The organism is Rhodanobacter sp. FW021-MT20, assembly GCF_041107475.1.
Lineage (GTDB): Bacteria > Pseudomonadota > Gammaproteobacteria > Xanthomonadales > Rhodanobacteraceae > Rhodanobacter_A > Rhodanobacter_A glycinis.
The window spans coordinates 26,429-53,207 of record NZ_JBGBPX010000004.1 but is presented as its reverse complement, the minus strand read 5'-3'; the positions used below and the strand labels follow the sequence as shown (position 1 = coordinate 53,207).

Sequence of the window (26,779 nt, the reverse complement as noted above, 5' to 3'; positions counted from 1 at the left end):
ACCGCGGCCGCCACAACGTCACCCACAAAAAAACCTCCCCGCGAACGGGGAGGTTTTTTCATGCATCCGCGGCGCGTCAGGCGCTTAGAAGTGGTACTGCGCCGACAGGCTCAGCAGGTTGCCGTAGTCGTCGAACTGGCCGGTGACCACGTCGCCGGTAGGGCTGACCGAGCCGTCGAGATGTGCCTGATTGACGAAGATGTGCGCGTACGAGGCGTTGATCTCGAAACGATCGGTCGGCTTGTAGCCGATGCCGAAGGAAACCATCTTGCGGGTCGAATCCGGCACGCGCACGTCGCGGGTCCGCGCAGAGGTCGGCGTGGTGTCCACGGCGACACCGGCGCGCAGGGTCACCTGCTCGTTGAGGTAGTAGTCGCCACCGATCGACGCATACCAGGTATTGCGCCAGTTGAATGCTTCCACCGTGGGCGGCTGGTACGGGTTGCCGTAGTTCACCGTGAGGTTCTTGAACACATCCCACTTGGTCCAGGCCAGGTCGATGCCGACGCCGAACTTCTCGGCCTGGTGCCAGTAGCTGGCATTGGCCACCGCCGGCGTGGTGAAGTCGGCCGTGCCCGTGGTGTGCTGGAACGGCAGGCTGTTCGCGTTCAGACCCAGCAACGGCGCCAGGCTGGTGACCAGCGAGGTCACGTTGTCCGGCACGTTGAAGTTGGCCGTGCCGTGCAGCTTGTGGCTGATCTTGGAGCGATAGTTGAGCGAGAAGCGATCGTTCGGGCTCAGCTTCCAGTAACCACCCAGCTGCCAGCCCCAACCCCAGTCGTCGCCCTTGATGCTGGCCATGCCGTCGGTGCCCGGCGGGATCAGGCCATCCACCAGCGCAGGCGGCAGACCGGCCTGGCCGGCCAGCTCATAGCCCACGCCATTGAAATTGACCGCACTGGTCAGCGTCGCGCTGGTTTTCTGCGCAATGGCGCTGGCGCCCACGCTGAAAGTGTCGGTGACCGCATACGAGGCCGACAGCGTGGCGTCCAGCGACTGGAACTTGGACTTGATGCCGTTGTAACGGCCAACCCAGTTCTTGTCGTACTCGGTCTGGAAACCGAACGGCACGGTGAAGCTGGCGCCCACGTGCCAGCGATCGCTGAGCTGGGTTTCGAAGAACAACGCCGGCACTGGCAACGTGGTGCCGCCGTCGCCGCCATTGCCGCCGCTGATCGGCCGGCCTTCGCCATCGACTGCGCTGCCGCTGAACTTCGCGCTGAAGTTGATCGCGGTGACGTCGGCCTGGAAATAGGTGCCCTTCAAGTCGCTCATCGCGGCAGGGCTGTTGGCCACGACCGACACGTCGCCACCCGCCGTCGCCGAACCGGCGTAGGCGCGGCCCATCGCCTTGGCGCTGTCTTCCTTGAGCTGGAACGCACTGGCGTGCGCATTCATCGGCAACGCCAGACCCGCCGCGACGGCCAGGCTCAACGCGGCAAGCGCAAGCGGGGTGGCCGCGCCGGGAATATGACGGAAGGACTTGAACATCGCTTGCTCCTGCTTATTGTTGGCAACTCGGGTGGTAGCGGGGCAAGTGCGCGGCGACTGATTCATACGTGCGTTTGATACCCCTGCACGGCACTCTGCCCACTCCGGCAAAGGCATGCAAGTGCAGATGCAGCAAACAACGGCGATGCGGACTGTTACCCTTTCCCTTCCTTTGCCGATTTGCGGACGTCGCCATGCACAGTTACGTCTACGCCAGCCTGCGCAAGCCCGACGCCTACCTGTGGCTGGCCAGCCGCGACCAGTTCGACGTACTGCCGCCTTCGCTGGCACTGATGCTGGGCGAATTGCGCTTTGCACTGGAAGTGGAACTGAGCGGCGAACGCCGCCTGCCGCAGGAAGACGCACAGCTGGTGGTCGAGCATCTGCGCACGCAGGGATGGCACCTGCAGCTGCCGCCGAAGTCCACCATGGCCACCTGCAACCATCTGCCCTACCAGAGTGATCCAGCCGATCGCAGGGGCGAGTGATGTCGCCTCGTTAACAAAGGATTACCGCCAGCACTTGCCACGCTTTCTATACTCGCCGCCATGGCTTATTCCAAATCGCACCGGCGCCCGGCGCCCCTGTTGTCGTCCATCGCGTGGTTCGTACCCGGCCTCCTCGCCGTCGCGATCGCCACCATCGGCGCCCATCCGCTCACCCTGATCCCGTTGTTGCTGGCCAACACGCTGACCATGGCGGCGGTCTGCCACGCCATCGGCTTCGACCCCGAACCCAGCTTCAGCCGCACCGTGTTGCGCCGGGGCGCGGCCCATCTGGTGATGTTCACCACCTACGCCGCACTGGTGTTCCTGCTGGTCGCCGGGCCGATGCTGTGGCTGAGCCAGCAGCATGGACTGGGCGCCACCGTGCTGCTCGCGGCGGTGCTGGTGGCGGCGCTGGCCGTGCTGTGGCGACTGTGGCCGGCCTTTGGCCTGGTCTTCGTCTGGGACGATGCCTACCCCGCCCAGGGCCAGCATGAAGGCTCGTGGATCTTCACCGCCACCGCGCGCAGCATCGCGTTCGGTCGGCACCTGTCGCGCGAGGAACGCTTCTTCACCCACTTCCTGCCGGCCGCGCTTGCACTGCTGGTGCTGGCCTTCGCCGCCATTGCGCTCAGCGGACTGTACGGCGTGCTGCCTACGGAAATGCGCACGGCCGCGCTGGCGATTTATGCGGTGGTGCTGATGCCGCTGGGCTGCCTGGTGATCGCCAACCGCACCTTGCGCGCATTGCTCTGCGAAGGTCGCCACGTCCGTCGCAGCCAGGTTCTTCCTGGTGACGATCTGATCGCGGTCACGCCACCTGCCCCCGTCGCGTTGAGCGAAGAGGAGCGAACCGCCGGCACGCCCGAACAGGCCACCGCCCTGCTCGACGCCACCCGTGACGGCGACATCGAGCGTGCGCTGGCGCTGATCGATGCCGGCGCCGACCCGGATACCGCGCCGACCGCCGACGACCGCGACCAGCGCCCGGTGCTGATGCTCGCCGCGCTGCTGCCGGACACGCGCCTGCTGCGCGCACTGATCGCCAAGGGCGCCGACGTCAATCGCGCCAGTGGTGGCCTGACCCCGTTGCTGGCCGCCACCCGTGACAGCCGCGCGGGCCGCGCCGATGCCGTGATGACCCTGCTCGCCAACGGCGCCAGCCCGCTGGCCACCGATGCCGAAGGCAACACGCCATTGCACGGCGCGGTGCTCAGCGAGGAACCGATCGTCGCCGCCATGCTGCTGGACGCCGCCGCCCCGGTGAATGCACTCAACAAGGCCGGCCTCGGGCCACTCGCCGTTGCCTGCCGCGCGGCCAACTGGACGCTGGCGAAATTCCTGCTGGAACGCGGTGCCAAGTCGGCCCCCGCCGATGGCGAGCCGGCCCTGGTCGCCGCCGCCGGCGTCCGCGACGACGATGCCGAAGGCGTGAAGCTGCTGCTCAAGCATCGCGCCGCGGTCAACGTGGTCGACGCCAACCGGCGCAGCGCCCTGATGGTCGCCGCCGCCGAAGGCCACGAGCAGATCGCCCGTGCGCTGCGTGCGGCCAATGCCGACGTGGCACTAGCCGACCGCCACGGCAGCACCGCGCTGATGGAAGCCGCGCGAGCCGGTGCCGTCGGCATCGTGCAACTGCTGGCCGAGGCGCAACCCGATGCCCGCGTACGCGACAGCCACGGCCGCGATGCACTCACCCTCGCCTGCCAGTCGGCGCACGCCCACGCCGACACCGTGCGTGCGCTGCTCACGCTGGGCGCCGAGGCGAAGACACCCGGCAGCGACGGTCGCAGCGCGCTCGATCATGCAGCCGCCGCGGGCCGCTGGGATCTGGTCGCCCTGCTCGATCCGGACACCCCGTTACCGGCCAGCCTCGAACCCGATGCCGTGCTCGCCGAGGGCGCCGACACGCCGGCCCACCTGCTTGATGCATTGCGCTTTGGTCACTGGGCGATCGTTTCCGGCTTTGCCGCGCGCGTACGCGAATGGCCGCAAGCGCAGCTTGCCCAGCTTTACCTGGACCTTGCCGCTCCCGGCCTCGGTACCGCGCGGCGCTGGTTGCTCGACCACGGCCTGGATCCCGAAGCCCGCTTCGAAACCACCGCCCCGACGCCCGCCGACGATGCCACGGCGGCCGCACTGCCGCCCCCTGGCCGGCGCCTGTTCGACGCCTTGCTGTTGCAGCTGCCCACGGCCGTCGAAGCGGTCGACGACCTGCTCGTCGCCGGTGCCACGCCGGCCGGCGCCGGCCTGCTCGCCCAGGCGCTGGACCGGCTGCAGGGCTCGGTCCAGGGCACGGCATTGCCACTGGTGATGCTCGAACGCGGCGCCGATCCCTTCGGTTCCGACACCCAAGGGCGCACGCCGCTGCACCTGGCTACCGAACTCAACCATGTCGCACTGTTGCACGCCCTGCTGGCACGCGGCTGCGATCCCAACGCGCGCGATGCCAGCGGCCGCACGCCGCTGTTTGCCGCGCTGGAGCACGGCGCGCAGGCGCTGCCGCTGGTCCGCGAACTGGTCGCCCATGGCGCCGACGCGGAAGCCGCCGACGCGAACGGCGAAACCCCGCTGGGCCTGGCCCTGGAGCACGCGGAGATCGAGCGCTGGCTGGATTGGGGCGGATGGGTGCGCCCGCGTCGCCCGCTGCGTGCAGACGACCTTCCCGGCGCCGCCAAGGCTGGCGCCGCCGTGGCCGTGGAGCGCCTGCTCGAACTCGGTTTCGCCGTGGATACCCGCGACGCGCACGGCGCCAGCGCGGTGTTGCATGCCTGCGGCGCGGGCCATCGCGATATCGCCGCCCACCTGCTCGATGCCGGTGCCGACGCCACGCTGGCCGCGAACAACGGCGTGACCCCGCTGGCCGCCGCCGTCGGCGCGCACCGCGAGGCACTGGTTTCGCTGCTGATCGAACGCGACGTGCCGGTCGACCAGCGTCTTCCCGACGACGCCACCGCGTTGATGATCGCCGCCGCCATGGGCCATGCCGATACCGTCGAGCGGCTGCTCGACGCCGGCGCCGACATCGCCGCGGTGGACGCGCGCGGCCATGGCGCGCTGCACGCCGCCGCGCAGTTCGGCTTCGAACACAACGACAGCCTGCGCGCGCGCCGCTTGTTCGACGTGTTGCTCAAACGCAACGCCGACACGAATCTCGCCGACAAGGAAGGCAAGACCCCGCTGCTGCTGTTGCTGGGTGCCCAGTTGCGCCCCGGCAGCGATTGCGACGCCACCCACCTGGGTGCGTTGTTGCCGGTATTGCTCGACGCTGGCGCGAAGCTGGAACACGCCGACCAGCGCGGCGTCACCGCGCTGCACGCCTGCGCCATGCACGCCCTGCTGCCACCCGCGCGCGTGCTGCTGTCGCGCGGCGCCGACCGCAACGCCGCCGATGCCTTCGGTCGCACCGCCGCCGACGTCGCCCGCCAGCTCGGCTACGTCGACATCGCCCACGAACTGGCCGCGCGCGGTGCTGGCGCGATCCCCAGCGTGCGGCAAACCTTGCGCCAACCAGCGCAACCGACCGACTGACGGCCGCGCACCGCATGCAACTGGCTCACGCGTCCGACGCGGAAATCATGGCGGTGGTCGAGCCCATCATGGACAACCTGATGGATGCGTCCACCGCCATCGATTACCCGCGGCACATCCGCGACTTCACCGCACGCCTCAAGGGCATGCTTTCCGAGGACGCCTTGCGCTCGATCTGCGTGGACTACCAGGCCCGCCGCGGCTTCTTCGCCGGGCGTGAATTCGTCGCGCTGTTCCGGCGCCCGGACTCCATCGCCGTGGTCTGGCGACAGCGCTTCACCAAGGCAGCGGGTGACTTCGTGGCCGAGCTGGTACTGGTGGAGCAGGACGGTGCGTACCGGGTCGATCACGTGATGGTGTTCTAGAAGCCCCACACCCGATGCAGGGACGGCTCAACCCTCGTCGGTCAACGGTGTCCCCGCGTCGCGCTCGCGCGCCTTCTCCGCCTGCGGCGAGGCATCGGCTTCGAACAATCGCTCCAGGTCGGCCAGCGCCTCGCGGGTGGTCTGCACCAGCTTGGTCTCGTCGTCGTAGACCAGGTATTGCGCCTTGATCAGCTCGGCATCCTGGCGGCGGAAACGCTCCACCCGGTCCATGGCGCGCTCCGGTGTCAGGCCCAGCGCCACCAGCGCCTGCTTGGTCATCTTCAGGCTGGAATACAGCGTCTCGCGCACCGGCTCGTCGATGCCCATGTCCATCAGCCGCCACACGTGCTGGCGGTTGCGCGCACGCGCCACGATCTTCAGGTGCGGGTACTGTCGGCGCACCACGCGCGCCACGCGCAGGCTGGATTCCGGATCGTCGCTGGCCAGCACGAACACCTCGGCCTTGTCGGCCTGTGCTGCGCGCAGCAATTCCGGCCGCGCCGGGTCGCCGTAGAAGATGTCGTTCCAGTTGCCGAAGCGGCGCACCATGTCCATCTGTTCGATGGAATGGTCCAGCGCCACGAACGGGATGCCTTCGGCACGCAGGATGCGTCCCACCACCTGGCCCATGCGGCCGAAGCCGGCGATGATCACGCGCGGCGTGCCGGCCTCGATGGTGTCGTAGGCGCGCGCCGGCTTCTTCGCCTTGTCGTTGCCCAGCAGTTTGGCCAGCAGCGCCACCAGCAAGGGGGTCAGCGCCATCGACAAGGTGATCGCCAGCACCAGCGCGCCGCCCTGGCGGGCGCCGATCAACCCCTGCTCCTGCGACTGCTTCAACACCACGAAGGCGAACTCGCCACCGCTGGCCAGCAGCACCGCCAGCCGCAAGGCATCGCGCCGCTCCAGTCCGCCCAGCATGCGCCCCAGCGGCCACAGCAGCACACCTTTCACCAGCAACAGCGCGGCGGTCAGACCCAGCACCAGCAGCGGCACCTGCAACAGCAGGCCCACCTGCATCGACATGCCCACGCTGACGAAGAACAAGCCCAGCAGCAGGCCCTTGAACGGCTCGATATGCGATTCCAGGTCGTGCCGGTATTCCGAATCGGCCAGCAGCACGCCGGCGAGGAAGGCTCCCAGCGTCACCGACACGCCGGTCAACTCCATCAGCAATGCCACGCCGGTCACCACCAGCAACGCGGTGGCGGTGGAGACTTCCAGTGAGTCGGCTTTCGCCACGAAACGGAACACCGGGCGCAACAGGTAGCGGCCTCCCACCATCACCGCCACGATCACGCCGATGGTGCGCAGCGCCCCCACCAGATCGAAGCCGTGATGCGTCGACGGGCCACCGGCCAGCAGCGGCACCGCGGCAATCAGCGGGATTGCCGCCAGATCCTGGAACAGCAGGATCGCGAACGCCTGCCGTCCATAGGCCGAGCCGGTTTCCTTGCGCTCGCCGAGGATCTGCAAGCCGAACGCAGTGGACGACAACGCCAGGCTGCCGCCGACGATCGCCGCCGTGCGCACAGGCAACCCGAACAGCGCCCAGGCGATCACGCCGATCACCACGCTGCTGGCCAGCACCTGCAGCAAGCCGGTACCGAACACCGAGCGCCGCATCACCCACAGTCGTTGCGGCGACAGCTCCAGGCCGATCACGAACAGCATCAGCACGATGCCGAACTCGGAAATCGTGGCAATGCCATCCACGTTGCCGACCAGCCGCAGCACCGACGGCCCGATCACCACGCCCGCCAGCAGATAGCCCAGCACCGAGCCCAGCCGGAAGCGCTTGGTCAGCGGCACCGCGATAACCGCCGCCAGCAGCAGCACGACGGCCGTCTCAAGGAAATGATGACTGTCCATGGGCACACGCCTTGTCGGGGATGGCCCGATTATTCCACGCGCGGCCGGCATAAAGGGCCCTCACATCCGAGCCCGGGACGTGGGATCATCCGAACCATGAAACGTCTCATCTTCTGCGTTGCCGCACTCGCCCTGTCCTGCCTCGCCCTTCCGGCCTGCGCCGCCGGTGACGGCATCCCCGTCTACGGCTACTCCGTGGTGCATGCCTATCCGCACGACACCGGTGCCTATACCGAAGGCCTGTTCTATCTGGACGGCTATCTGTACGAGAGCACCGGCCAGGTCGGTCAGTCCTCGGTACGCAAGGTCGACCTGCACAGCGGCAAGGTGCTGCAGCAGACCAGCACGCCCTGGCCCGACTACGGCGAAGGCATCGTGGCGTGGAAGGACAAGCTGATCCAGCTCACCTGGCGCAGCCACCAGGGCTTCATCTACGACCTGGCCACGCTCAAGCCGCAGGCGCGCTTCCCCTATCCCGGCGAAGGCTGGGCGCTGACCACCGACGGCAAGCAGTTGTACATGAGCGATGGCACGCCGACGATCCGCATACTCGATCCGGACACGCTGAAGCAGGTCGGCAAGATCAACGTCACCGCCGATGGCAAGCCGCTGGAATACATCAACGAACTGGAATGGGTGAAGGGCCAGATCTTCGCCAACGTGTGGCTGACCCACCGCATCGCGCGGATCGATCCGACCAGCGGCAAGGTGGTGGGCTGGATCGACCTCGGCGGCCTGGTGCCCAAGCCCGAGACCCTCGCCGACCCGGTCAACGACGTGCTCAACGGCATCGCCTACGACGCCAGGCATGATCGCCTCTACGTCACCGGCAAATGCTGGCCGAAGCTTTACCAGATCCGCCTGACCGGGCCGAAGCGGAAACACTGATCTCGCCCACGCTCGCCGGCCGAAAAGCGGGCAGCCTGGTGCAGCAGCAAGCGTTTACTCCCGCATGACGGGAAAACTCGCCGCCCTGCGACCTGAAGACGCCTCCGTCCGCTTGCCGGAAAGGCGAGTCGCTGGGTAACGGCACGGCTCCATGCGCACGGTCTCGATTGCCGCGCTCAATCCACCACTTGGTTTTCCAGTCGCGCCATCACCGCGTCGGTGACGCGCGCGCAGCGCTCGCCCATGAACGGGAAGGCTTCGCTCATGCTGGCGGCAAGCGAGCCCTGCAACGAGCTGCGCAGCAGCCGGCGTGCCCGATACAGGCGCGTCTTCACCGTTTCCGGCTTGATCTCCAGCGCGACAGCGGTTTCCTCCACCGTGCACTCTTCGACTTCGCGCATCATGTAGACCGTGCGAAATGCGTCGGGCAAGGTGTCGATCGCGTCTTCAAGCAAATGGCGAACCTGCGCACGGGCGGCGGACACAGCGGGGTCCTCGCTGCCAAAACGGGAAGGAAACCGGATGACCTGATGGGTATCGTCCGGTGCGGCATCGACCTGCTCCAGATCGACCATGGTGTGTCGTTTGCGCAGGCGACCGCGCGCCTCGTTCAGCACGATGCTGGTCAGCCAGGTCAGCAGGGTCGAATCGCCACGAAACATGTCGAGTTTGCTGTAAGCGCGCATATACGATTCCTGCAACACGTCTTCCGCTTCCGAGTCTTCGCCGATCACGCTGCGCGCGATGCGGAACAAGCGCTGGTTGCAGCGTTGCATGATGTGGCGGAAGGCTTCGCGCTGGCCACCACGAACCAGTTCGACCAGGGCGTTGTCGTCCAACGCCGCGTAATCGACAGACGCTGCATGGGCATGTGCTGACATGATTTCTCCTTGTACACCCCATCTGATGCGCTGACACGGGCCAAGGTTCCCGTTTGCCCGATTCACCTGCTAGCCACGACAGGTGCGCGCGACACAGGCCGGCGCTCTCCGCCGGCAGCAGCCAGCGGCGCTGGCCATCCCACCTACGGGAACCTGTGCGGCATGTGCTGCATCCCATGCACGCGCGGCAAGAGGCCCTGGCAGAGCGAACGCCTCGACGGCTTCCTGGCGACAGCGGTCTGGTGTCTTGCAGACGACTGGCGTCGAACCAGGGCCTCCCGCACACATGTACGCATCCGGTGGTGCGATCTGCCACCAAGGATACGTCGCACTTTCGCCCAAAGGAGATTCGACATGATGAACATGCGGAAAAACGTACTGGTAGCCGCACTGACGGTGGCTGGCCTGGCGTTTGTCGGCGTCACCGCGGCCGCCGAAGCACCGGCCGCCGCGCCGATGGCGCAGATGAATGCGTCGGCCATGAACTGGTTCGGCGGTGTGACCTACAGCGGCGCGCCTGCACTGACTGTCACGGCGGCGCTGGTCAAGGCCGGCGGTGGGGCGCATGACTTCAGCTTCTCCAAGGCGCTGGTGTCGATGCTGGGCGAAAAAACCGTCAACGCCGAGGTCGCCAAGCTCACCAAGCAGTACGGCGAAAAAGATGTCACCAACTTCATCAACGGCATGACCTTCGCCGTCAACGACGGCCTGAAGCGCGCCACCGAAGCCGGCGTCAAGCTGCCGGCCGCACCGGCCCACCTGAAGGGCGTCAAGCTGGCGCAGACCCTGGTATCGGCAGGAACCACGCCGGATGGCACCTGGTGGTCCGGCTACCTGTTCGACAAGGCCTTGTCGCATGACCTCCACGTCAAGGTAATGCAGGACATCGACGCCAAATTCGGTCACGGCGCCGACGAAAATATCCACAAGATCCTCAACCAGGCAATGTACGACGTGGCCCAGGCACTGAAGGTGAAGGGTGTGAAGCTGGCCTCGCTGCACTGAGGCCCGCGACGCGTCGAATCGGCCGACGGCGACCGGAGCGCCGGCGGCCACGCTGCACATGCAGTGCGACATGACATGACCGTGCAGGGACTCCGAATCCGTTTCGGAGATTGCGGCGCCGCGCCCCATGCGGCGCCGCAATGCTGTCGGGGGAAGTGAAAACGCGGAACGACGCGACAAGCGCAAAGTTCAGGCCCGGCCGCCAGCCGCCTTCACCAAGAACCACGCGTTTCCGTGCGAGCGCAGGCCTTGCCCGATCAAACCCGCGCGATCACGCCTCGACCAGCGACCACGCGACCGACTCGCCCGCGCGCAGTGGCTTGCAAGTGGCGCCAGCCAGGGGATAGTCCTCCGGCACCGTCCACGGCGTGCGTTCGAGCACGATGCGTCCCGCGTTGCGCGGCAGGCGATAGAAGTCCGGGCCATGGAAGCTGGCGAACGCTTCGAGCTGGTCCAGCCGACCCGCCTGCTCGAACGCCTCGGCGTACAGCTCGATCGCCGCATGCGCTGTGTAGACTCCGGCGCAACCACAATCGGATTCCTTGGCGGCGCGAATATGCGGCGCGCTGTCCGTGCCGAGGAAGAAATGCGTGTCGCCGCTGGTCGCTGCCTGCAACAGGGCCGCACGATGCGTCTCGCGCTTGAGGATGGGCGCGCAATAATTGTGCGGGCGGATGCCGCCCACGAACAGCGCATTGCGATTCAGCAACAGGTGATGCGCGGTGATCGTGGCGCCCACGTTGGCCGGCGCATTGCGGACGAAGTCCACCGCGTCACTGGTGGTGATGTGCTCCAGCACCATGCGCAAGGCCGGGAAGCGCTCGCGCAGCGGCATCAGATGGCGTTCGATGAAAACCCGCTCGCGATCGAAGATATCGATCTCCGCGTCGGTGACCTCGCCATGCAGCAGCAATGGCAACCCGTGTTTCTCCATGGCCTCCAGCACATGATGCACCCGCGACAATTCACGCACGCCGGAGTCGGAGTTGGTGGTGGCACCAGCCGGGTAGTACTTCACCGCGAAGACGCTGTCGCTCGCCTTGGCGCGGGCGATTTCCTCGGGCGACGTATTCTCGGTGAGATACAGTGTCATCAGCGGCTGGAAGTTCGAACCCGCCGGCAGGCAGGCCAGGATGCGGCGACGATAATCCTCCGCCTGCGCCACCGTGGTCACCGGCGGCTTCAGGTTGGGCATCACGATGGCGCGCGCGAACTGCCTCGCACTGTGGCCAACCACCGAGGCCAACGCCTCGCCATCACGAAGATGCAGGTGCCAGTCGTCGGGGCGGGTGATTTCAAGGCGCGTGGGGGTCATGGTTGGCAGGCTCGTTGCGATCAGATGCGCCAATGATATCGCGCGAGCGCATTTCGATCGTTCAGCGTGATGGGGTGCCATCACCCGCAGGGTTTTCGCTCTCCGCAACAAAACGAAAGCCCTTGCCTCTGCCAGGCGCGAGATGCCTGCCCATGCCCGCCATTACTGCAGAAAGCGGACCTGTCCCCGATAGCTGACAGCTCACGATGTAACCCATCCGCACGTGCGACGAAGAACAACCAGCGGCCGTGCGATGACCATCGGCCGCTGTCGACGGCCACCGCCACCTTGCGACGCAGGCCACCACTTCGCACCCACACGAGGATTCCGACATGTTTGACATGAAGCATCTGAGCCGCCTGAAAAAACTCGACGAAAATGCCCCTGCCTCTATGAAGGCCTTCTGGGCCTTCGACAAGGCTGCCTTCGCAGAGGGCGCCCTCGACGTCCGCCAGAAACAGCTGATCGCCGTGGCCGTGGCGCTGACCACGCAGTGCCCGTATTGCATTGAAATCCACACCAAGGCGGCGCGTGATGCGGGAGCCGACGATGCGCAACTGAGCGAGACCGCCGTGGTTGCCGCCGCGATTCGCGCCGGTGGCGCCATCACCCATGCCACCCATCTGTTGCACGACTGACCTCCGCAGCGGCGGCGAGCCCGGTCCGCCGTCGCAACCTGCGCCATCGAACATCCCACACGAACGCGGATGCACGCCATGACTGTTCCGTCACCCGAACCCTCGATGCCCCATCGTTTTGCCCGCTGGGCACCGATTCCAATACGCCTGATCGTGGGCTACGGATTCATGGAACACGGCTTTGCCAAACTCGGCCGAGGCGCTGGCGCTTTCGCCGCCATCCTGCATTCCATCGGCGTGCCGTTGCCCCATTTGATGGCATGGATGACCATCCTGACGGAAGTGTTCGGCGGCCTGGCCATCCTGTTGGGCGCCTTCGTGGCTCTCGCAACAGTACCGATGGCCATCGTGCTGCTGGTCGCCATCTTCACCGTACACCTGCCCTACGGCTTCAGCTCGATCAAGTTGATGAGCGTCACGGCCGCGGGTGCCCATTTCGGGCAACCAGGATATGAATGCGACCTGCTCTATCTGGCCGGCCTGGCCGCGCTTGTATTGGGTGGCGCGGGACCATGGGCACTGGATAATCTGCTGCTCCGACGCAAGGGAAAGCACTCATTGACCGCAAACGACCGCTGAAGCCTGCCCGGGACAACGGCACTATGACCCGCGCAACCACCGCGCCGCGTCCACCGCGTAGTAGGTCAAAATCGCATCCGCTCCCGCGCGCTTGAACGCGGTAAGCGCTTCCAGCACCACCGCCTTCTCGTCCAGCCAGCCATTCTGTGACGCGGCCTTGAGCATCGCGTATTCGCCGCTGACCTGGTAGACGAAGGTGGGCATGCCAAAAGCGTCCTTCACCCGACGCAGCACGTCGAGGTAGGGCAGGCCCGGCTTCACCATCACGGCGTCGGCGCCTTCGGCGATGTCCAGCTCGATTTCGCGCAAGGCCTCGTCGGAGTTGCCCACGTCCATCTGGTAGGTGTGCTTGTTGCCCTTGCCGAGATTGGCCGAGGAACCCACCGCATCGCGGAACGGGCCGTAAAACGCGGAGGCGTATTTCGCCGAGTAGGCAAGAATGCGGGTGTGGATGTGGCCGGCGGCTTCCAGCGCCTCGCGGATGGTGCCGATACGGCCGTCCATCATGTCCGACGGCGCCACGAAATCCATACCGGCCTCAGCCTGCGCCAGCGACATCTTCACCAGCGCCTCGACGGTGGGCTCGTTCATCACGTAGCCGGATGCGTCGATCAGCCCGTCCTGGCCATGCGTGGTGTACGGATCCAGCGCCACGTCGCCGATCAGGCCCATCTCGGGATACGTCGCCTTCAACGCGCGCGTGGCGCGCTGCATCAGGCCATCGGGATTCCACGCCTCGCGCGCATCCTCGCTCTTCACGTTCGCGCCGGGCGAGGGAAACAGCGCCAGCGCCGGAATGCCGAGTTCCACGCATTCGCCGGCCAGCTTCAGCAACTCGTCGATGGACAGACGATCCACGCCCGGCATCGACGGCACGCTCTCGCGCTGGCCTTCGCCCTCGATCACGAACGCGACCATGATCAGGTCGCTCGACAGCAAGGTGTGCTCGCGCATCAGGGCGCGGGAGAAGGCGTCGCGACGCATGCGACGCATGCGGATGGCGGGGAAGTTCATGGCGGGATCTCGTGGCGCGATATCCGCCCATTCTAGCGCCACGCCTCGTGCATGCCGCCGGCAGTGGACACTTTGCCGCGCGCGACGAATGTCCAACACCGCGCATACGTCATCGATACACCGGCAGGCGCATCGTCCTGCCACGGACTCCGCACAAAGACGGAAACACGCCATGACCACCCACGCTCCCCACCCGTTCCATTCACGCTGGCACGCTCCGGCGAAGGCCCGTTACCTCAGCGCCCACGACGACAACACGCCGCTGGAGATCACCCTGGTCATGCGCCGCCGCGGCGAGACACCGCCCACCGCCACATGGCCGCATACGGCGCCGCTGCAACACGCGGATTTCGACAAACACGGCGGGGCCGACCCTGCCGACGTGACGCGCCTGCGCGATTTCGCGCACACGCACGGGCTGGAAGAAACCGGCTGCCAGCCGCATCGCCGCGTGCTGCATTTGCGCGGTTCCGCGGCAAGCATGCAGCGCGCCTTCGGCGTGACGCTGGGACGTTACCAGCCGGAGGATGGCGGCGAGGCCTTTGTCGGTTGCGCCGAGGCACCGGCACTGCCCGAGGGCGTGATCGCCGTACTCGGACTGGATCGCCGCCCGGTCGCGCGCCCGCATTTCCGCAAGCCACTGGCCCAACCCAGCCAGACCTACACCCCGATCCAGCTCGGCCAGCTCTACGCTTTTCCCGATGGCGACGGCAGCGGCCAGAACGTGGCCATCATCGAGCTCGGTGGCGGTTACGTGGCCAGCGACCTCAGCACCTACTTCAAGTCGCTAGGCCTTGCGAAAACGCCCTCGGTCACGGCCGTGTCCGTTGCCGGCGGCAAGAACCAGCCGGGCAGTGATGCCGATGCGGAAGTGATGCTGGATATCGAAGTTGTCGGCGCACTGGCGCCCGCCGCAGCGCTCGTCGTGTATTTCGCACCGAACACCGACCAGGGTTTCTACGAAGCGATCTCGCAAGCCGCACACGACACCACCCACAAGCCATCGATCATCTCGATCAGCTGGGGCGGCCCGGAGGACAGCTGGAGCAGCACCTCGCGCGAAGCGATGCAGACCGCGCTGCAGGACGCCGCCGCACTCGGCGTCACGGTGACCGTGGCCGCCGGCGACAGCGGCTCCTCGGACGGCGAAAGCGACGGCCTGCCCCACGTCGACTTCCCGGCCTCCAGCCCGTACGCGCTGGCCTGCGGCGGCACGAAGCTGGTCGCCAGCGCCAGCCAGATCAGCAGCGAAACGGTATGGAACGAGACGGCCGCCAACGAAGGCGCTACCGGCGGCGGCGTCAGCACGGCATTCGCGCTACCCACGTGGCAGAAAACCGCCAAGGTGCCCGCGGCCACGGGCGGTTTCGCCGGCCGCGGCGTACCCGATGTCGCCGGCGATGCCGACCCGCTCACCGGCTATCAGGTACGCGTGGACGGGACCGATCAGGTGATCGGCGGCACCAGCGCGGTGGCACCGCTATGGGCCGCACTGGTGGCGCGGTTCAACCAGGCGCTTGGCGCACCGCTGGGCGACATGCACGCCGCCGTGTACCAGATCGGCAGCGCCGCATTCCGCGACATCACCCAAGGCAACAATGGCGCCTACCAGGGCGGCAAGGGCTGGGACGCGTGCACCGGCTGGGGCAGCCCCGACGGAAAGACCCTGCTCGATGCGCTGACGGCGCTGCGGAAAAGCACGAAAAAGCACGCGCAGTAATCTCCTGGCGCGTTGATCGATGCCGGCCGCAAACCTCGTTGATCACGGCCATTCATCGCAGCAACCTGCCGCGCATCCTTACGGCGGCGGGCGCGCTTGCGTAGCCGCGGGTTGCGCAAGGCGGTCCAGCCGCCGTGGGCGGGATGCAAACCCTTGCAGGAGAGCCTTCAGGCAATGAGTGACTGATCCGGGCGGTATCCATCGCCTCATCCGATCCGATCTCGGGAAGCCTTCAAATGGACGTCTATCCGGCTCTCCGGAAGGCTTCCGCGGCACTGGCAGCACTTCGACAACCTCTCCCATGCGCCCGCGCATGTTCGCCGGACTGGACGAACGCGCCGCCAAGCGGCAGGCTGTAGAGCTTTCCCCGTCAGGATCGTCGATGAGTTCCCCGAACGCCGCCCCCACCCTGCTTGCCGACCTGGGCGGCACCAACGTCCGCTTCGCACTGGCCGATACCGGCCGGGTGGATCCCCTGCTGATGGACAGCGTGCGACGTTACCGCGTGCGGGATTTCGACACGCTCGCCGACGCGATCCAGCAATATTTCGCCGACACCGGCCACACCGCGCGCCGCGCCACCATTGCCGCCGCCGGCCGCATCGCCGATGGCGAGACGGTGCAGATCACCAACAACCCCTGGGCAGTGGTCGCGCATGCGCTGCAAGCCAAGCTGGGGCTGGACTCGGTATCGCTGGTCAACGACTTCGCCGCGCAGGGCATGGCGGTGCCGCTGTTGAGTGCGCCGTACCTGGCATCGGTCGGCTCGCAGTCGTTGCCGCAACTGGATGGCAACCCCACGCAGACCTACGTGGTGATGGGCCCGGGTACCGGCCTTGGCGTGGCCGGCCTGTTGCTGCGCGACGGCCGCTGGACCGTGCTGGAAACCGAAGGCGGCCACGCCGGCTTCGCCGCGCACACCAGCGAAGACGTGGAGATCCTGCATCGCCTCAACGCGCGCTTCGGCCGCGTGTCCAACGAACGCATGATCTGCGGCAACGGCCTGGTGAATCTTTACCTGGCACTGGCCGACATCGCCGGACAGCCGCCCGAGGAATATTCGCCCGAAGACATCACCTCGCACGCAGTGGACGGCAGCGACCCGTTGTGCGCGCGCACGGTGGAAACGCTGGCCGGCATCTTCGGCAGTGTGGCCGGCGACCTGGTGCTGAGCCTGGGTGGCTGGAACGGCGTCTACCTCACCGGTGGCGTACTGCCAATCCTGTTGCCGTGGTTGCGCCATGGCGGCTTCCGCCAGCGCTTCGAGGCCAAGGGCCGCTTCCGCGAGACGATGGAGCAGGTGCCCACGGTCGCGGTCATCCATCCGGAACCCGGTCTGCTCGGCGCCGCCGCCCTGGCCCGCGTACAAGCCGGCCAGCCCTTGCTGCCCCCGCGCGGCTGAGCGCTCAGTATCCGAAGTGATCGAGTAGGAGCCCGCTCGCGGGCGATGCTCCTGATTTTCCGCCCGATGAGCGCCAGAGCAGGAGCATCGCCCGCGAGCGGGCTTCTACAACGGCCATGGCGGCGAGAGGATGAATTTCCACAGGCGCTGAGCGCTCGCGCGTCGCTCACGAGCACATGCGCATACTCGACAATCCGCACCACACCCGGAGATCCGCATGTCCCGCACCGCCCTGCTGTTCGACCTCGACGGCACCCTGATCGACAGCGTCTACCAGCACGTGCTGGCGTGGAAGGAAGCGCTGGACGCGGAAGGCGTGGAACTGTCGGTGTGGCGCATCCACCGCAAGGTGGGCATGAGCGGCGGCCTGTTCACCCACATCCTGTTGCGCGAGACCGGGCTGGAGATCACCGAGAAGCGGCTGGAGCGCCTGCGCATCCGCCACGCCGAGGCGTTCAACCGCTACCACGCGCAGCATGCGGTGCGCGCGTTGCCCGGCGCGCGCGAATTGCTGGCGCACCTCACCGCCCAGCGCATGCCGTGGGCCATCGCCACCAGTGGCCGCATGGAAACCGCTGCACACAATCTCGCGGCACTCGGCGTGGACCCCGAAAAGGTGCCCGTGGTGACGCGCGACATGGTGCGCCACGCCAAACCCGATCCCGACCTGTTCATTGCCGCCGCCGACCGTCTTGGCGTGGACATCCAGCACTCGCTGGTGATCGGCGACAGCGTCTGGGACATGCTGGCCGCGCAGCGAGCCCGCACACTCGGCATCGGCCTGCTTTCCGGCGGCTATGGCCAGGATGAACTGGAACGCGCCGGTGCGTTCCGCGTGTATGAAGATCCGGCGGATTTGCTGCGGCATATCGACGAGATCGTGGCGCGCGAGTGAGATGGTGCATCACCAGCGCCCTCTCCACATCACATGATCCCGATCAGCCTGGCGCCAGCAACGCTTCCAGATCACCCTCGTCGAAGCTCAGCCGTTCGCGGCTGCCGCCGCCGTCGAGCACGGCTTCGGCCAGCTCGGCCTTGCGCGCCTTCATTTCCTCGATGCGCTCTTCCACCGTGCCTGCGGTGATCAGGCGGAACACGAACACCGGCTTGTCCTGGCCGATGCGGTGGGCGCGGTCCGAGGCCTGCGCCTCGGCGGCAGGGTTCCACCACGGGTCGTAGTGGATCACGGTGTCGGCGGCGGTGAGGTTGAGGCCGACGCCGCCAGCTTTCAGCGAAAGCAGGAACAGCGGCACGTCGCCGTCCTGGAAGCGCTGCACGGGTTCGGCGCGATCGCGCGTTTCGCCGGTGAGGGTGACGTAGCGGATGCGGCGTCGGTCCAGTTCGCCGGCGATCAGCCGCAGCATCTCGGTGAACTGCGAGAACAGCAGCACCTTGCGCCCTTCGGCCAGCAGCGCGGGCAGCATGTCCATCAGCAATTCGAACTTGGCCGAGTCGTGCACGCCGCGCGCGGCTTCGAGTTTCACCAGCCGCGGATCGCAACAGACCTGGCGCAGCTTGAGCAGGGCATCGAGCACGACGATGCCGGAATGCGCGATGCCACGTTGGGAAATCACCTCGCGCAGTTCGTCGGCCAGGGTCAGGCGCAGGCTTTCGTACAGCTCGCGCTGGCGGCCGTCGAGTACCACGCGGCGCGTGATCTCGGTCTTCGGCGGCAATTCGGACGCCACCTGCGATTTGGTACGACGCAGGATGAACGGCGCGAGCCGGCGATTGAGCCGCGCCTGGCATTCCTCGTCGCGCTGCTTCTCGATCGGCACGCGGTAATGCCGGCGGAACGCCCCCTCGTCGCCCAGCAAACCGGGCACCGCCAGATCCACCTGCGACCACAATTCGCCCAGGTGATTTTCCAGCGGCGTGCCGGTGAGGCAGATGCAACGTGGCGCGCGCAGGCTGAGCGCGGCGCGGCGCGCCTGGGTGCGCGGATTCTTCACCTGTTGGGCTTCGTCCAGCACGATCAACGCAAACGGTTGCTTGCGCAGCGTGACCACGTCGCGCGGCAGCAAGGCGTAGCTGGTGAGCACGATGTCGTGCGCATCGAGCTGGCCGAAATCCTCGCTGCGCTGCGGGCCGTGCAAGGCCAGCACTTTCAGCATCGGCGCAAAGCGGGCAACCTCGGATTGCCAGTTCGGAATCAGGCTGGTCGGCACCACGATCAGCGCGGGTTGTTCCAGCGCACCGCGCTGTTTCAGTGCGAGCAGATGGGTGATCAGTTGCAGCGTCTTGCCCAGGCCCATGTCGTCGGCCAGCACGCCGCCCACGCCGGCCTCGGCCAGCGCATTGAGCCAGCGCAGGCCTTCGCGCTGGTAGGGGCGCAATTCGACGGTGAGTCCATCGGGCACGACATCGCTGGCGCGTTCGGCGGCATCGCGCAGGCGCGTGGTGAATCCGCGCAAGGCCTCCGGCGCCTGCAGTTCGCCATCGCCGGGCAACGCCTCGGCCAGCTCTTCCAGCCGGCCGGCCTGCACGCGCGGCAGGTGCAGTTTCCTTTTCGGTTTTTCCAGGTATTCGGCCAGCGGCGCGAGCAGGCCGCGCAGTTCGCGCAGGCTGACCGGCACGCGGCGGCGATCATCCACCGGGGCATACCAGACGGCATCCTCTGGTTCGTTGGCGACCGGCCGCAGGTTGAGCTGATGATCGGCCAGCGCCTGCGCTACCGCAGGCAGCAGGTTGTGGCGCTTGCCTTCGACCTCGATGCCGATTTCCAGGTCGAAGGCATGGTCATCGGCATCTTCCACCGCGTTGCCGTACCAGTGCACCGGGCCATCGAGCACTTCGAACGGGAAGCTGGGCGCGTAGTCGAGCTGGAAGTTTTCGCCCTCGAGCTTCGGCCGCAAGGCCAGCCAACGCGCGGGTGTGTTCACTTCCAGCGCGCCGGCATGGCCCTTGCCCGGAAACAGCCAGGCATCATCCGGCAAGGTGTCGGCCAGGTCCCACGGCAGGCCTTCGGTATCCACGGCGGGGGTCAGCCCGGCGCGTTCGAGTTGCTCCATCGCGGTCAACTCTTCGGCGCGACGTCGGGTGATCTCGACCAGCTGGCCGTTGCGCACGCGTCGCACCAGCGGCTCGCCACCGCGACTGGGCAGGCGCTCGCCGGCATAGTCGAAGGCCAGTCGCGCGTAGGCCAGCGGCGGCGTGCCCGCAGCCAGGCGGGCGTGACGGGTCAATGCGTGCAGGGTGAGCACGGGTTTCGGCGCCAGTTCCTCGCGCTGCAGTTCACCCAGCACTTGCGGCGCGGGTACGCGATGGGCGAGCCGGCTGTGCGGCAACGTGGCGCACAGCCCCGGCGCCTCGTCGTACTTCAGCGGCGGCAGGTCGAGCCAGTGGCTTTCTTCGGCCGGGGCTTCGAGGTGGCCCAGCTCGGCGCGCTCGGCGTCGAGATACCACAGCGTGTCCAGGCGCAGCGGGCGCTGGCTGTGTCCCAGCGCCGGCAGCAGGCGCTGGCTGCCATCCTGTTCCAGTTGCCAGTGCCAGTTGAGCTGATGCGAACGCCCGCGCGACAGGCGCAGGCCACCCAGGCCGCCAAGGAAGCACGGCGCGGTATCCAGCATCTCGGCCAACAGTGCATCGCCGACATGGCCGGCCAGATGGGCGTAGCTGCGACCCTTGCGCAAGGCCTGCGGCAGTCCCAGCACGGTGGTCGCCAGGCGTTGCTCGTGGGACGGCAAGGTGGTGCGTGCCAGCAGCTTGCTGTCCAGCGGCACCGGCCGCACGAAGCGGCCGTGCTCGGCCACGCTGAGCGTCACCGGCGCCACGTCCAGCCGCCCGTACGGCGCGCCTTCGTCCGACAGCACCTCGAAGAAGAAACCGAGCACGCCCGGCTCGCGCGAAGCGGCGGCGACGGCCGGCGCGGCCAGCAGCTTGCGCCACGCCACGGGCAGCCTGTCGCTGCCGGCGCGGGGCGAGGCGGGCTCGCCGAGGTGTTTCTCGTCCGGTGGCTGCATGCGGATGCGATCCGTGGGCGATGAAACTTCCGAGCTTAGCAGGCCTGCGGGGTTTGCCCGCAAGCCCATCGTCAGGATCTCGAATCAGCGCTCAACGCGGCTCGAACAAACCCTTCGGATACTCGGGTTTCTGCTCGCGCCCCATCAGCGCCTTCAACCCTTCGACGGGTGTCACTTCGCCATGCAGCACGGCACGCACGCCGGCGGAAATCGGCAGGTCCAGGCCATGCTTGGTGGCCAGCCGAACCACTTCGTCGGCGGTCAGCACGCTTTCGACCACCTGGCCGATCTGGCGCACTGCCTCGTCGATGGCCACGCCCTTGCCCAAGGCCAGGCCAAGCCGGCGATTGCGCGAGAGATCGCCAGTGCAGGTGAGCACCAGGTCGCCCAGGCCCGACAGGCCCATCAGGGTTTCCGGTCGCGCACCCAATGCCACGCCCAGGCGCAGCATCTCGTTCATGCCGCGGGTGATCAGGCCGGCGCGGGCATTGAGCCCGAGCTCCATGCCATCGGCCACGCCAGTGGCCACCGCCAGCACGTTCTTCATTGCGCCGCCCAGCTCGGCGCCAAGCACATCGTTGCCCGAATAGGCGCGGAAGTCGGGCGCGTGCAGCATCGAGGCAAGATGCTGGGCGAAGCTCGCATCTTCCGAATGCACGGTGACTGCACTGGGCATCCCGGCCGCCACTTCCTTGGCAAACGACGGCCCGGTGATGACCGCAGCAGGCCGCCCCGGCAGCTTTTCGGCTACCAGTTCATGCAGGAAACGGCCGGTACCCGGCTCGAAGCCCTTGGTCGCCCAGGCGATCGCGGTATCGGCGTCGAGCAGTGGCGCGAGCTCGTCCAGGATGGACGCGAACGCGTGGCTGGGCACCACGATCAGCACCACACCGGCGCCGCGCACGGCGGCACCAAGATCGCTCTCGTAGACCAGCGATTCCGGCAACGCCAGACCAGGCAGGTAACGCTGGTTGCGCCGGCTGCTGGCCATTTCGGCCAGCGCCCGCGCATCGCGGCCCCACAACCGTGTCGGCGTGCCATTGCGTGCGGCCAGCGCAGCCAGCGCCGTGCCCCACGAGCCGGCGCCGAGGACGGCCAGGGTCGATGCTTCAGCCATGGTCCGGACTCAGCTGTTGAGCGTCGGCGCCTCGCCGCCGCCCGCCGCCCGGCGCTGCTGCTCGGCGAACAGGGCGTCGAAGTTGATCGGCTGCAGCAGGAACGGCGGGAAACCGCCTTCCAGCACCAGCGAGGAGATCACCTGGCGCGCGTACGGGAACAGCAGGTTCGGGCAGTAGCTGCCAATGACGCCGTCACGATCGGCCGCATCGAAGCCGGCAATGCCGAACACGCCGGCCTGCTGCACTTCGGCCAGGTAAGCGGTGCGCTCGCCCAGCGTGCAGGTCAGGGTGAGGCTGAGCACCACTTCGTACAGGTCGCCGCCGAGATCGGTGGCGCTCTGGCCCAGGTTCAGCTGTACCTGCGGCTGGGCCTGCTCGTTCTCGCCGATCTCCTGGAAGATCTGCGGCGCATTCGGCGCCTCGAAGGACACGTCCTTCACGTAGATCTTCTGCAGCACCAGCTGCGGCTGGCCGGCCTGGCCGTTGGCCTGGTCCAGGGTGGTGACTTCTGCCATCGGAAAAACCCCTCGTCTTGTACGTTGCGGATACGCGAAAGAGGTCGATTGTTCCATACATCCCCCGCCACCGCCACGCTCGCTCCACCTGACACAGGCTGGCGCGCGATATACCCGGTGGACGCAGCGGATCATTTTCGTCAGGAATGCGATTTGCTCCGCAAATACGTCCTGCAAAGCTCGCTAGCATCGGGCCCGCTTATCAGCACGGACGAAGGAGACAGGCATGTCGTGGACGTATCATCAGGCCACTGGAGAGCTGGATCATAACGGCAAGAAAGTCGCAACGGGCTACGCCGGGAAAAGACCCTGGCAGAATCATCCGCAGTTCCAGAGCCTGCCGAAGAAGGGTCCGTTGCCACAGGGCAAGTACACGATCGGGCCGCCTTTTCATGACAAGCATACCGGCATCTATTCGCTCCGGCTGACGCCAGACATGCACAATCAGATGTTCGGTCGATCGCTCTTTCTGATCCACGGTGCAAACTCGAAGCATCCCGACGATTCATCGGATGGTTGTATCGTGGTTGCGCCATGGGTGCGCCATGCGATCGTGGCAAGCGGAGACAGAGTGCTCGAGGTGGTGCCGTGAAGCGTCTGCATGTGAAAGCCCTGCTGACCGTGACCATATGGCTTGCTTCCGCCCTGGCAGCCGCCGCCAAGCCAGACGTGGCACCGCACAGCCCTGACTGGACGTGCGCGCACGAGTCGGCATCCTATTCGGCGGTACAGCTGGCAAACGCAGGGCTTATCCGGCTCAACAGCATCGACAACTCGAAGACCGAGATACAGGTGTTGTCGAAAACTCCCGGTGTCAAGGGAAGTTTTGCGGCCATCTATCGCATCGTGCTGCATGCGAAGAGCGGCAAATCCGTCGCCATCATCACGAAGACCAGCATGGTAGATGGCGAATGCCCAGGCGCGAGAATGACCACCTACGTCATCTCGCAGCAATTCGACGACTAGATCCAGCTCCGCCGCCTGTTCAGCCAATGCCTTGCTGGCTGCGGAACGGCAAAGATTGCGCAGCGCCCTGTTTTTGCGGGACAATAGGCGGCTCGACCTCTGCCAGCCCGGCCTTCCGGGTGTGTCCGCGACGCGATGCGGCTTCAGGTGATGGCGAATGCAACACCCACCAGCATCGCGTGGCGCAAGGCGCCGCTGGGCCGATGTCGCCCTGGCCAACGGGCGTTACACCACTCAATACGGAGGTCATCATGGCCCGTGTATGCCAAGTCACCGGAAAGGGTGTGCAGACCGGCAACAACGTCTCGCATGCCAACAACAAGACCCGTCGCCGCTGGTTGCCCAACCTGCACGAGCGTCGCTTCTGGGTCGCCAGCGAGAACCGCTGGATCAAGCTGCGCGTTTCCAACCACGCGCTGCGCACCATCGACAAGAAGGGCATCGAGGCCGTGATCGCCGACCTGCGTGCCCGCGGCGAAAAGGTCTGAGGAGCTAAGTCATGGCCAACAGCAAGCAAGACAAGATCCGCCTGATCTCCTCGGCCGGTACCGGTCACTTCTACACCACGCAGAAGAACAAGAAGAACACGCCGGAAAAGTTCGAATTCAAGAAGTACGATCCCGTCGTGCGCAAGCACGTGATCTACAAGGAAGGCAAGATCAAGTGACCAAATGGCCCACGCGCGCAGCGCGTGGCTAGCCATTTGGTCATCCCGGCGCAGGCCGGGATCCAGTGAAGTACCCAAAACCCGCCCTCGTGGCGGGTTTTTCTTTGCCTGATCCACAGATCATCGATCTGGCCGCACGGACCTTGAAGCCGTCTCCATGTCAGTGGCCGTAGACGCCCTTCAACAGGCGAATGTCGGGTCATCCAGTCACGACCACGCCCGCTCAAGCCGCACAGTCGCTGGATTACTCGCTGCGCTCACCCCTCCGGGGCCGCCCTTCGGGCGTTCTGCGCGCTTCGCGCTTGTCCTGCCTTCGCAGGAATGACGAGCAAGGATGTGGTGCCGGTGCACGTCACGCAGGGCGGCGGGTGCTCAAAATCATTCCGGACAGCAGTGGGACCTGCACTAGAATGACGGCCGGATCGGGATCGTCAGCTGGCGCCGCTGCGCAAACTCGCACCACCTTCGCACTCCATCCTGTAACGTGACGCCCATATCCGGCTCCCGGAGGTCCGTCATGTCCATCTACCGCATTCGCCCGATCATCGGCCTGGTCCTGATCGTATTCGCGGCCGCGGCCGCAGCGGCTACCCACGGCACGGCCACCGTGCGCTACGACCACCCTGAAAACTTCACCGAGACCAAGGAGGTGCAGGCGTTTGCGCCCCTGCAGGCCGATTCCGGCTACCTGGTCACCCTCAAGGCTTACATCGAGAAGCAGGCCGCGACCATCGTGCCCCCGGGCGAACGGCTGGATATCGTCATCACCGATATCGACCGCGCCGGCTCCTACCTGCCTTCGGCGGGCCGGCTGAATCCGGTACGGATCGTCTCGGACAACTATCCGCCGCGCATCAACCTGCACTTCCGGCTGCTGGACAGCCACGGAAAGACGATACGCGAGGGTGACCGTCGCCTCATCGGCCTGGATTTCATGTACGACAGTCCGGGCGGACTTTCCGACAGCGATCCGTTGCGCCACGAAAAGCGTCTGGTCGATCGCTGGCTGAGACGGGGACCGGCGAAACTCTGAGCACCCGCCCGGATCCCGAGGACCCCACCAACAAAAAGGCCCGCCATGAAGGCGGGCCTCGTCGTTTCTGCTGTCGCAGGGTCAGGCCGTGGCGACGCTGTATCCCTTCAAGTGCTGCGCGAACTCCTGCAGCGTGCGGATACCGCTTTCCTCGGCCTCGTGGATCCACTGCTGCAGACCCTTCAGCGCCTGCTCGGCACCGCGCTGCTCCATCAGGGCGGCAAGGCGGTTGCGGAAGTCGTACACGGTCTGCAAGGTCGGACGCTTGGCCAGCACGGCCTGCAGGCGGTCGCTGCCTTCGTTGTCCAGCCAGCGGCCACCATCGGCGAGTGCGCGGCGCAGACGACGCGGCACGGCCTTGAGGTTGTCGCCCGCGTGGGTGGCTTCCTCGCGCAGGGTCGGCACCATCACGCCACGATAGAAGTCGGTCATGGCCTGGAAACGGTGGGTCAGCACCGCCTTCAGCGTGTCCGCATCCGGGAACGATACGTTGGGGCGCACGTCCAGTGCCGGCGCCACGCGCAACACCTTGGCCAGGCCCACGGCGCGCAGTGCGCAGATGGCGGCCCAACCGATATCGAATTCCCACTTGCGCAGCGCGAACTTGGCCGAGCTGGGGAAGGCGTGATGGTTGTTGTGCAGCTCTTCGCCACCGATCCAGAAGCCCCACGGGATCAGGTTCGTCGCCGTGTCGGAGCTCTCGAAATTGCGATAGCCCCACCAGTGGCCGATGCCGTTGACGAAGCCGGCGGCCCAGAACGGGATCCAGATCATCTGCACGGCCCAGATCGCGGCGCCGATCACGCCGAACAACACCAGGTTGATCACGAGCATCAGCGCCGGCCCCCAGTACGGGTGCGCGCTGTAGAGCTTGCGCTCGACCAGGTCGTCCGGGGTGCCGCGACCGTACTTCTCCAGGTCTTCCTTCACTTCGCTGGCGTCGCGATACAGCGACACGCCATCCCAGAACACCTTCTTGATGCCGTAGATCTGCGGGCTGTGCGGATCTTCCGCGGTTTCCACCTTGGCGTGGTGCTTGCGATGCACCGCCACCCACTCCTTGGTGACCATGCCCGTGGTGAGCCAGCCCCAGAAACGGAAGAAATGCGAGATCGACCAATGCAGGTCGACGCCACGGTGGGTCTGGCAGCGATGCAGATACAGCGTCACCGTGAAGATGGTGAGCTGGGTCATCACCAACAGGTAGACCAGCATGCTGACCCAACTCGCGTGGGTCACGCCGTTGGACAGGAAATTGAGTACGGCATCAAGCATTTGGAAATCACTCGGGTGCGGTGAGAAGGCAGTCTAAAGCGAGGGTTTCCGTACCCGCCA

The 26,779-nt window shown here is 66.4% G+C and carries 24 protein-coding genes; 15 read left to right on the top strand and 9 right to left on the bottom strand.

Going from position 1 to position 26,779, the window contains the following annotated elements; genetic code table 11:
- Positions 1 to 84: 84 nt before the first annotated feature.
- Complete coding sequence (locus tag AB7849_RS06875; RefSeq protein ID WP_008213372.1) at positions 85 to 1,491, bottom strand: OmpP1/FadL family transporter; 1,407 nt, start codon at positions 1,489 to 1,491, stop codon at positions 85 to 87.
- Between the two features lie 194 nt (positions 1,492 to 1,685).
- On the opposite strand from AB7849_RS06875, the gene AB7849_RS06870 reads away from it, so the two are divergent.
- Genes AB7849_RS06870 through AB7849_RS06860 form a run of 3 tightly spaced genes read left to right on the top strand, consistent with a single transcriptional unit; the run spans position 1,686 to position 5,872 of the window.
- Positions 1,686 to 1,979 (top strand): YcgL domain-containing protein, encoded by a 294-nt coding sequence (locus tag AB7849_RS06870; protein WP_008213371.1) that lies wholly within the window; start codon positions 1,686 to 1,688, stop codon positions 1,977 to 1,979.
- A gap of 60 nt (positions 1,980 to 2,039) precedes the next feature.
- Positions 2,040 to 5,507: an ankyrin repeat domain-containing protein gene (locus AB7849_RS06865; RefSeq protein WP_369500743.1), complete on the top strand. Its 3,468-nt coding sequence runs from the start codon at positions 2,040 to 2,042 to the stop codon at positions 5,505 to 5,507.
- A 14-nt stretch (positions 5,508 to 5,521) separates the two neighbouring features.
- On the top strand, positions 5,522 to 5,872 hold the full coding sequence (locus AB7849_RS06860) for a hypothetical protein (protein ID WP_037097885.1): 351 nt from the start codon (positions 5,522 to 5,524) through the stop codon (positions 5,870 to 5,872).
- A 27-nt stretch (positions 5,873 to 5,899) separates the two neighbouring features.
- Here the strand turns inward: AB7849_RS06860 and AB7849_RS06855 are convergent, their stop codons facing one another.
- Positions 5,900 to 7,741 carry a monovalent cation:proton antiporter-2 (CPA2) family protein gene (locus AB7849_RS06855; RefSeq protein WP_008207561.1) on the bottom strand — a complete coding sequence of 614 codons (1,842 nt, stop codon included), beginning with the start codon at positions 7,739 to 7,741 and terminating at the stop codon, positions 5,900 to 5,902.
- Between the two features lie 96 nt (positions 7,742 to 7,837).
- Between AB7849_RS06855 and AB7849_RS06850 the strand changes: the two genes are divergently transcribed.
- Positions 7,838 to 8,629, top strand: a complete 792-nt coding sequence (locus AB7849_RS06850) for a glutaminyl-peptide cyclotransferase (protein WP_008207563.1) — start codon at positions 7,838 to 7,840, stop codon at positions 8,627 to 8,629.
- Positions 8,630 to 8,805: 176 nt separating this feature from the next.
- On the opposite strand, the gene AB7849_RS06845 is transcribed toward AB7849_RS06850, so the two are convergent.
- Positions 8,806 to 9,510, bottom strand: a complete 705-nt coding sequence (locus AB7849_RS06845) for an RNA polymerase sigma factor (RefSeq protein WP_008207565.1) — start codon at positions 9,508 to 9,510, stop codon at positions 8,806 to 8,808.
- Positions 9,511 to 9,864: 354 nt separating this feature from the next.
- Between AB7849_RS06845 and AB7849_RS06840 the strand changes: the two genes are divergently transcribed.
- The gene (locus AB7849_RS06840; protein ID WP_008207567.1) at positions 9,865 to 10,515 is read left to right on the top strand and encodes a hypothetical protein; all 651 of its coding nucleotides are present in this window, start codon (positions 9,865 to 9,867) and stop codon (positions 10,513 to 10,515) included.
- 271 nt (positions 10,516 to 10,786) lie between these two features.
- On the opposite strand, the gene pyrC is transcribed toward AB7849_RS06840, so the two are convergent.
- The gene (gene pyrC / locus AB7849_RS06835) at positions 10,787 to 11,830 is read right to left on the bottom strand and encodes a dihydroorotase (protein WP_008207569.1); all 1,044 of its coding nucleotides are present in this window, start codon (positions 11,828 to 11,830) and stop codon (positions 10,787 to 10,789) included.
- A 332-nt stretch (positions 11,831 to 12,162) separates the two neighbouring features.
- Between pyrC and AB7849_RS06830 the strand changes: the two genes are divergently transcribed.
- Together AB7849_RS06830 and AB7849_RS06825 are read left to right on the top strand one after the other, a co-directional pair.
- Positions 12,163 to 12,468, top strand: coding sequence for a carboxymuconolactone decarboxylase family protein (locus AB7849_RS06830; protein ID WP_008207571.1), 306 nt, complete (start codon positions 12,163 to 12,165; stop codon positions 12,466 to 12,468).
- A gap of 69 nt (positions 12,469 to 12,537) precedes the next feature.
- Positions 12,538 to 13,047 carry a DoxX family protein gene (locus AB7849_RS06825; protein WP_202799607.1) on the top strand — a complete coding sequence of 170 codons (510 nt, stop codon included), beginning with the start codon at positions 12,538 to 12,540 and terminating at the stop codon, positions 13,045 to 13,047.
- A gap of 21 nt (positions 13,048 to 13,068) precedes the next feature.
- Here the strand turns inward: AB7849_RS06825 and hemB are convergent, their stop codons facing one another.
- A complete protein-coding gene (gene hemB, locus AB7849_RS06820; protein ID WP_369500742.1) occupies positions 13,069 to 14,061 on the bottom strand; it encodes a porphobilinogen synthase in 993 nt (330 codons plus the stop codon).
- A gap of 172 nt (positions 14,062 to 14,233) precedes the next feature.
- On the opposite strand from hemB, the gene AB7849_RS06815 reads away from it, so the two are divergent.
- The 3 genes from AB7849_RS06815 (at position 14,234) to AB7849_RS06805 (ending at position 18,078) form a co-directional block, all read left to right on the top strand.
- A complete protein-coding gene (locus AB7849_RS06815; RefSeq protein WP_008207576.1) occupies positions 14,234 to 15,781 on the top strand; it encodes a S53 family peptidase in 1,548 nt (515 codons plus the stop codon).
- 382 nt (positions 15,782 to 16,163) lie between these two features.
- Positions 16,164 to 17,183: a glucokinase gene (gene glk / locus AB7849_RS06810; RefSeq protein WP_037097894.1), complete on the top strand. Its 1,020-nt coding sequence runs from the start codon at positions 16,164 to 16,166 to the stop codon at positions 17,181 to 17,183.
- 217 nt (positions 17,184 to 17,400) lie between these two features.
- Positions 17,401 to 18,078, top strand: coding sequence for an HAD family hydrolase (locus AB7849_RS06805; protein WP_008207580.1), 678 nt, complete (start codon positions 17,401 to 17,403; stop codon positions 18,076 to 18,078).
- A 43-nt stretch (positions 18,079 to 18,121) separates the two neighbouring features.
- Here AB7849_RS06805 and AB7849_RS06800 read toward each other — a convergent pair whose 3' ends face one another.
- The 3 genes from AB7849_RS06800 to secB form a co-directional block, all read right to left on the bottom strand.
- Positions 18,122 to 21,145, bottom strand: coding sequence for a DEAD/DEAH box helicase (locus AB7849_RS06800; RefSeq protein WP_369500741.1), 3,024 nt, complete (start codon positions 21,143 to 21,145; stop codon positions 18,122 to 18,124).
- A gap of 91 nt (positions 21,146 to 21,236) precedes the next feature.
- Positions 21,237 to 22,262, bottom strand: coding sequence for an NAD(P)H-dependent glycerol-3-phosphate dehydrogenase (locus tag AB7849_RS06795; protein WP_147626247.1), 1,026 nt, complete (start codon positions 22,260 to 22,262; stop codon positions 21,237 to 21,239).
- 9 nt (positions 22,263 to 22,271) lie between these two features.
- The gene (secB, locus tag AB7849_RS06790) at positions 22,272 to 22,778 is read right to left on the bottom strand and encodes a protein-export chaperone SecB (protein WP_008211953.1); all 507 of its coding nucleotides are present in this window, start codon (positions 22,776 to 22,778) and stop codon (positions 22,272 to 22,274) included.
- A 226-nt stretch (positions 22,779 to 23,004) separates the two neighbouring features.
- Between secB and AB7849_RS06785 the strand changes: the two genes are divergently transcribed.
- The 5 genes from AB7849_RS06785 to AB7849_RS06765 all read left to right on the top strand — a co-directional run bounded on the left by AB7849_RS06785 (position 23,005) and on the right by AB7849_RS06765 (position 25,444).
- Positions 23,005 to 23,370 carry a tlde1 domain-containing protein gene (locus AB7849_RS06785; RefSeq protein WP_008211955.1) on the top strand — a complete coding sequence of 122 codons (366 nt, stop codon included), beginning with the start codon at positions 23,005 to 23,007 and terminating at the stop codon, positions 23,368 to 23,370.
- The gene (locus AB7849_RS06780; RefSeq protein ID WP_008211957.1) at positions 23,367 to 23,744 is read left to right on the top strand and encodes a hypothetical protein; all 378 of its coding nucleotides are present in this window, start codon (positions 23,367 to 23,369) and stop codon (positions 23,742 to 23,744) included. The genes AB7849_RS06785 and AB7849_RS06780 overlap by 4 nt, the downstream gene beginning before the upstream one ends.
- 251 nt (positions 23,745 to 23,995) lie before the next feature.
- The gene (gene rpmB / locus AB7849_RS06775; protein ID WP_008211960.1) at positions 23,996 to 24,232 is read left to right on the top strand and encodes a 50S ribosomal protein L28; all 237 of its coding nucleotides are present in this window, start codon (positions 23,996 to 23,998) and stop codon (positions 24,230 to 24,232) included.
- Positions 24,233 to 24,243: 11 nt separating this feature from the next.
- A complete protein-coding gene (gene rpmG / locus AB7849_RS06770; protein WP_008211962.1) occupies positions 24,244 to 24,411 on the top strand; it encodes a 50S ribosomal protein L33 in 168 nt (55 codons plus the stop codon).
- Positions 24,412 to 24,928: 517 nt separating this feature from the next.
- A complete protein-coding gene (locus tag AB7849_RS06765) occupies positions 24,929 to 25,444 on the top strand; it encodes a DUF3016 domain-containing protein (protein WP_369500740.1) in 516 nt (171 codons plus the stop codon).
- An 81-nt stretch (positions 25,445 to 25,525) separates the two neighbouring features.
- Here the strand turns inward: AB7849_RS06765 and AB7849_RS06760 are convergent, their stop codons facing one another.
- Positions 25,526 to 26,719 (bottom strand): DesA family fatty acid desaturase, encoded by a 1,194-nt coding sequence (locus tag AB7849_RS06760; protein WP_008211969.1) that lies wholly within the window; start codon positions 26,717 to 26,719, stop codon positions 25,526 to 25,528.
- Between the last annotated feature and the right edge of the window lie 60 nt (positions 26,720 to 26,779).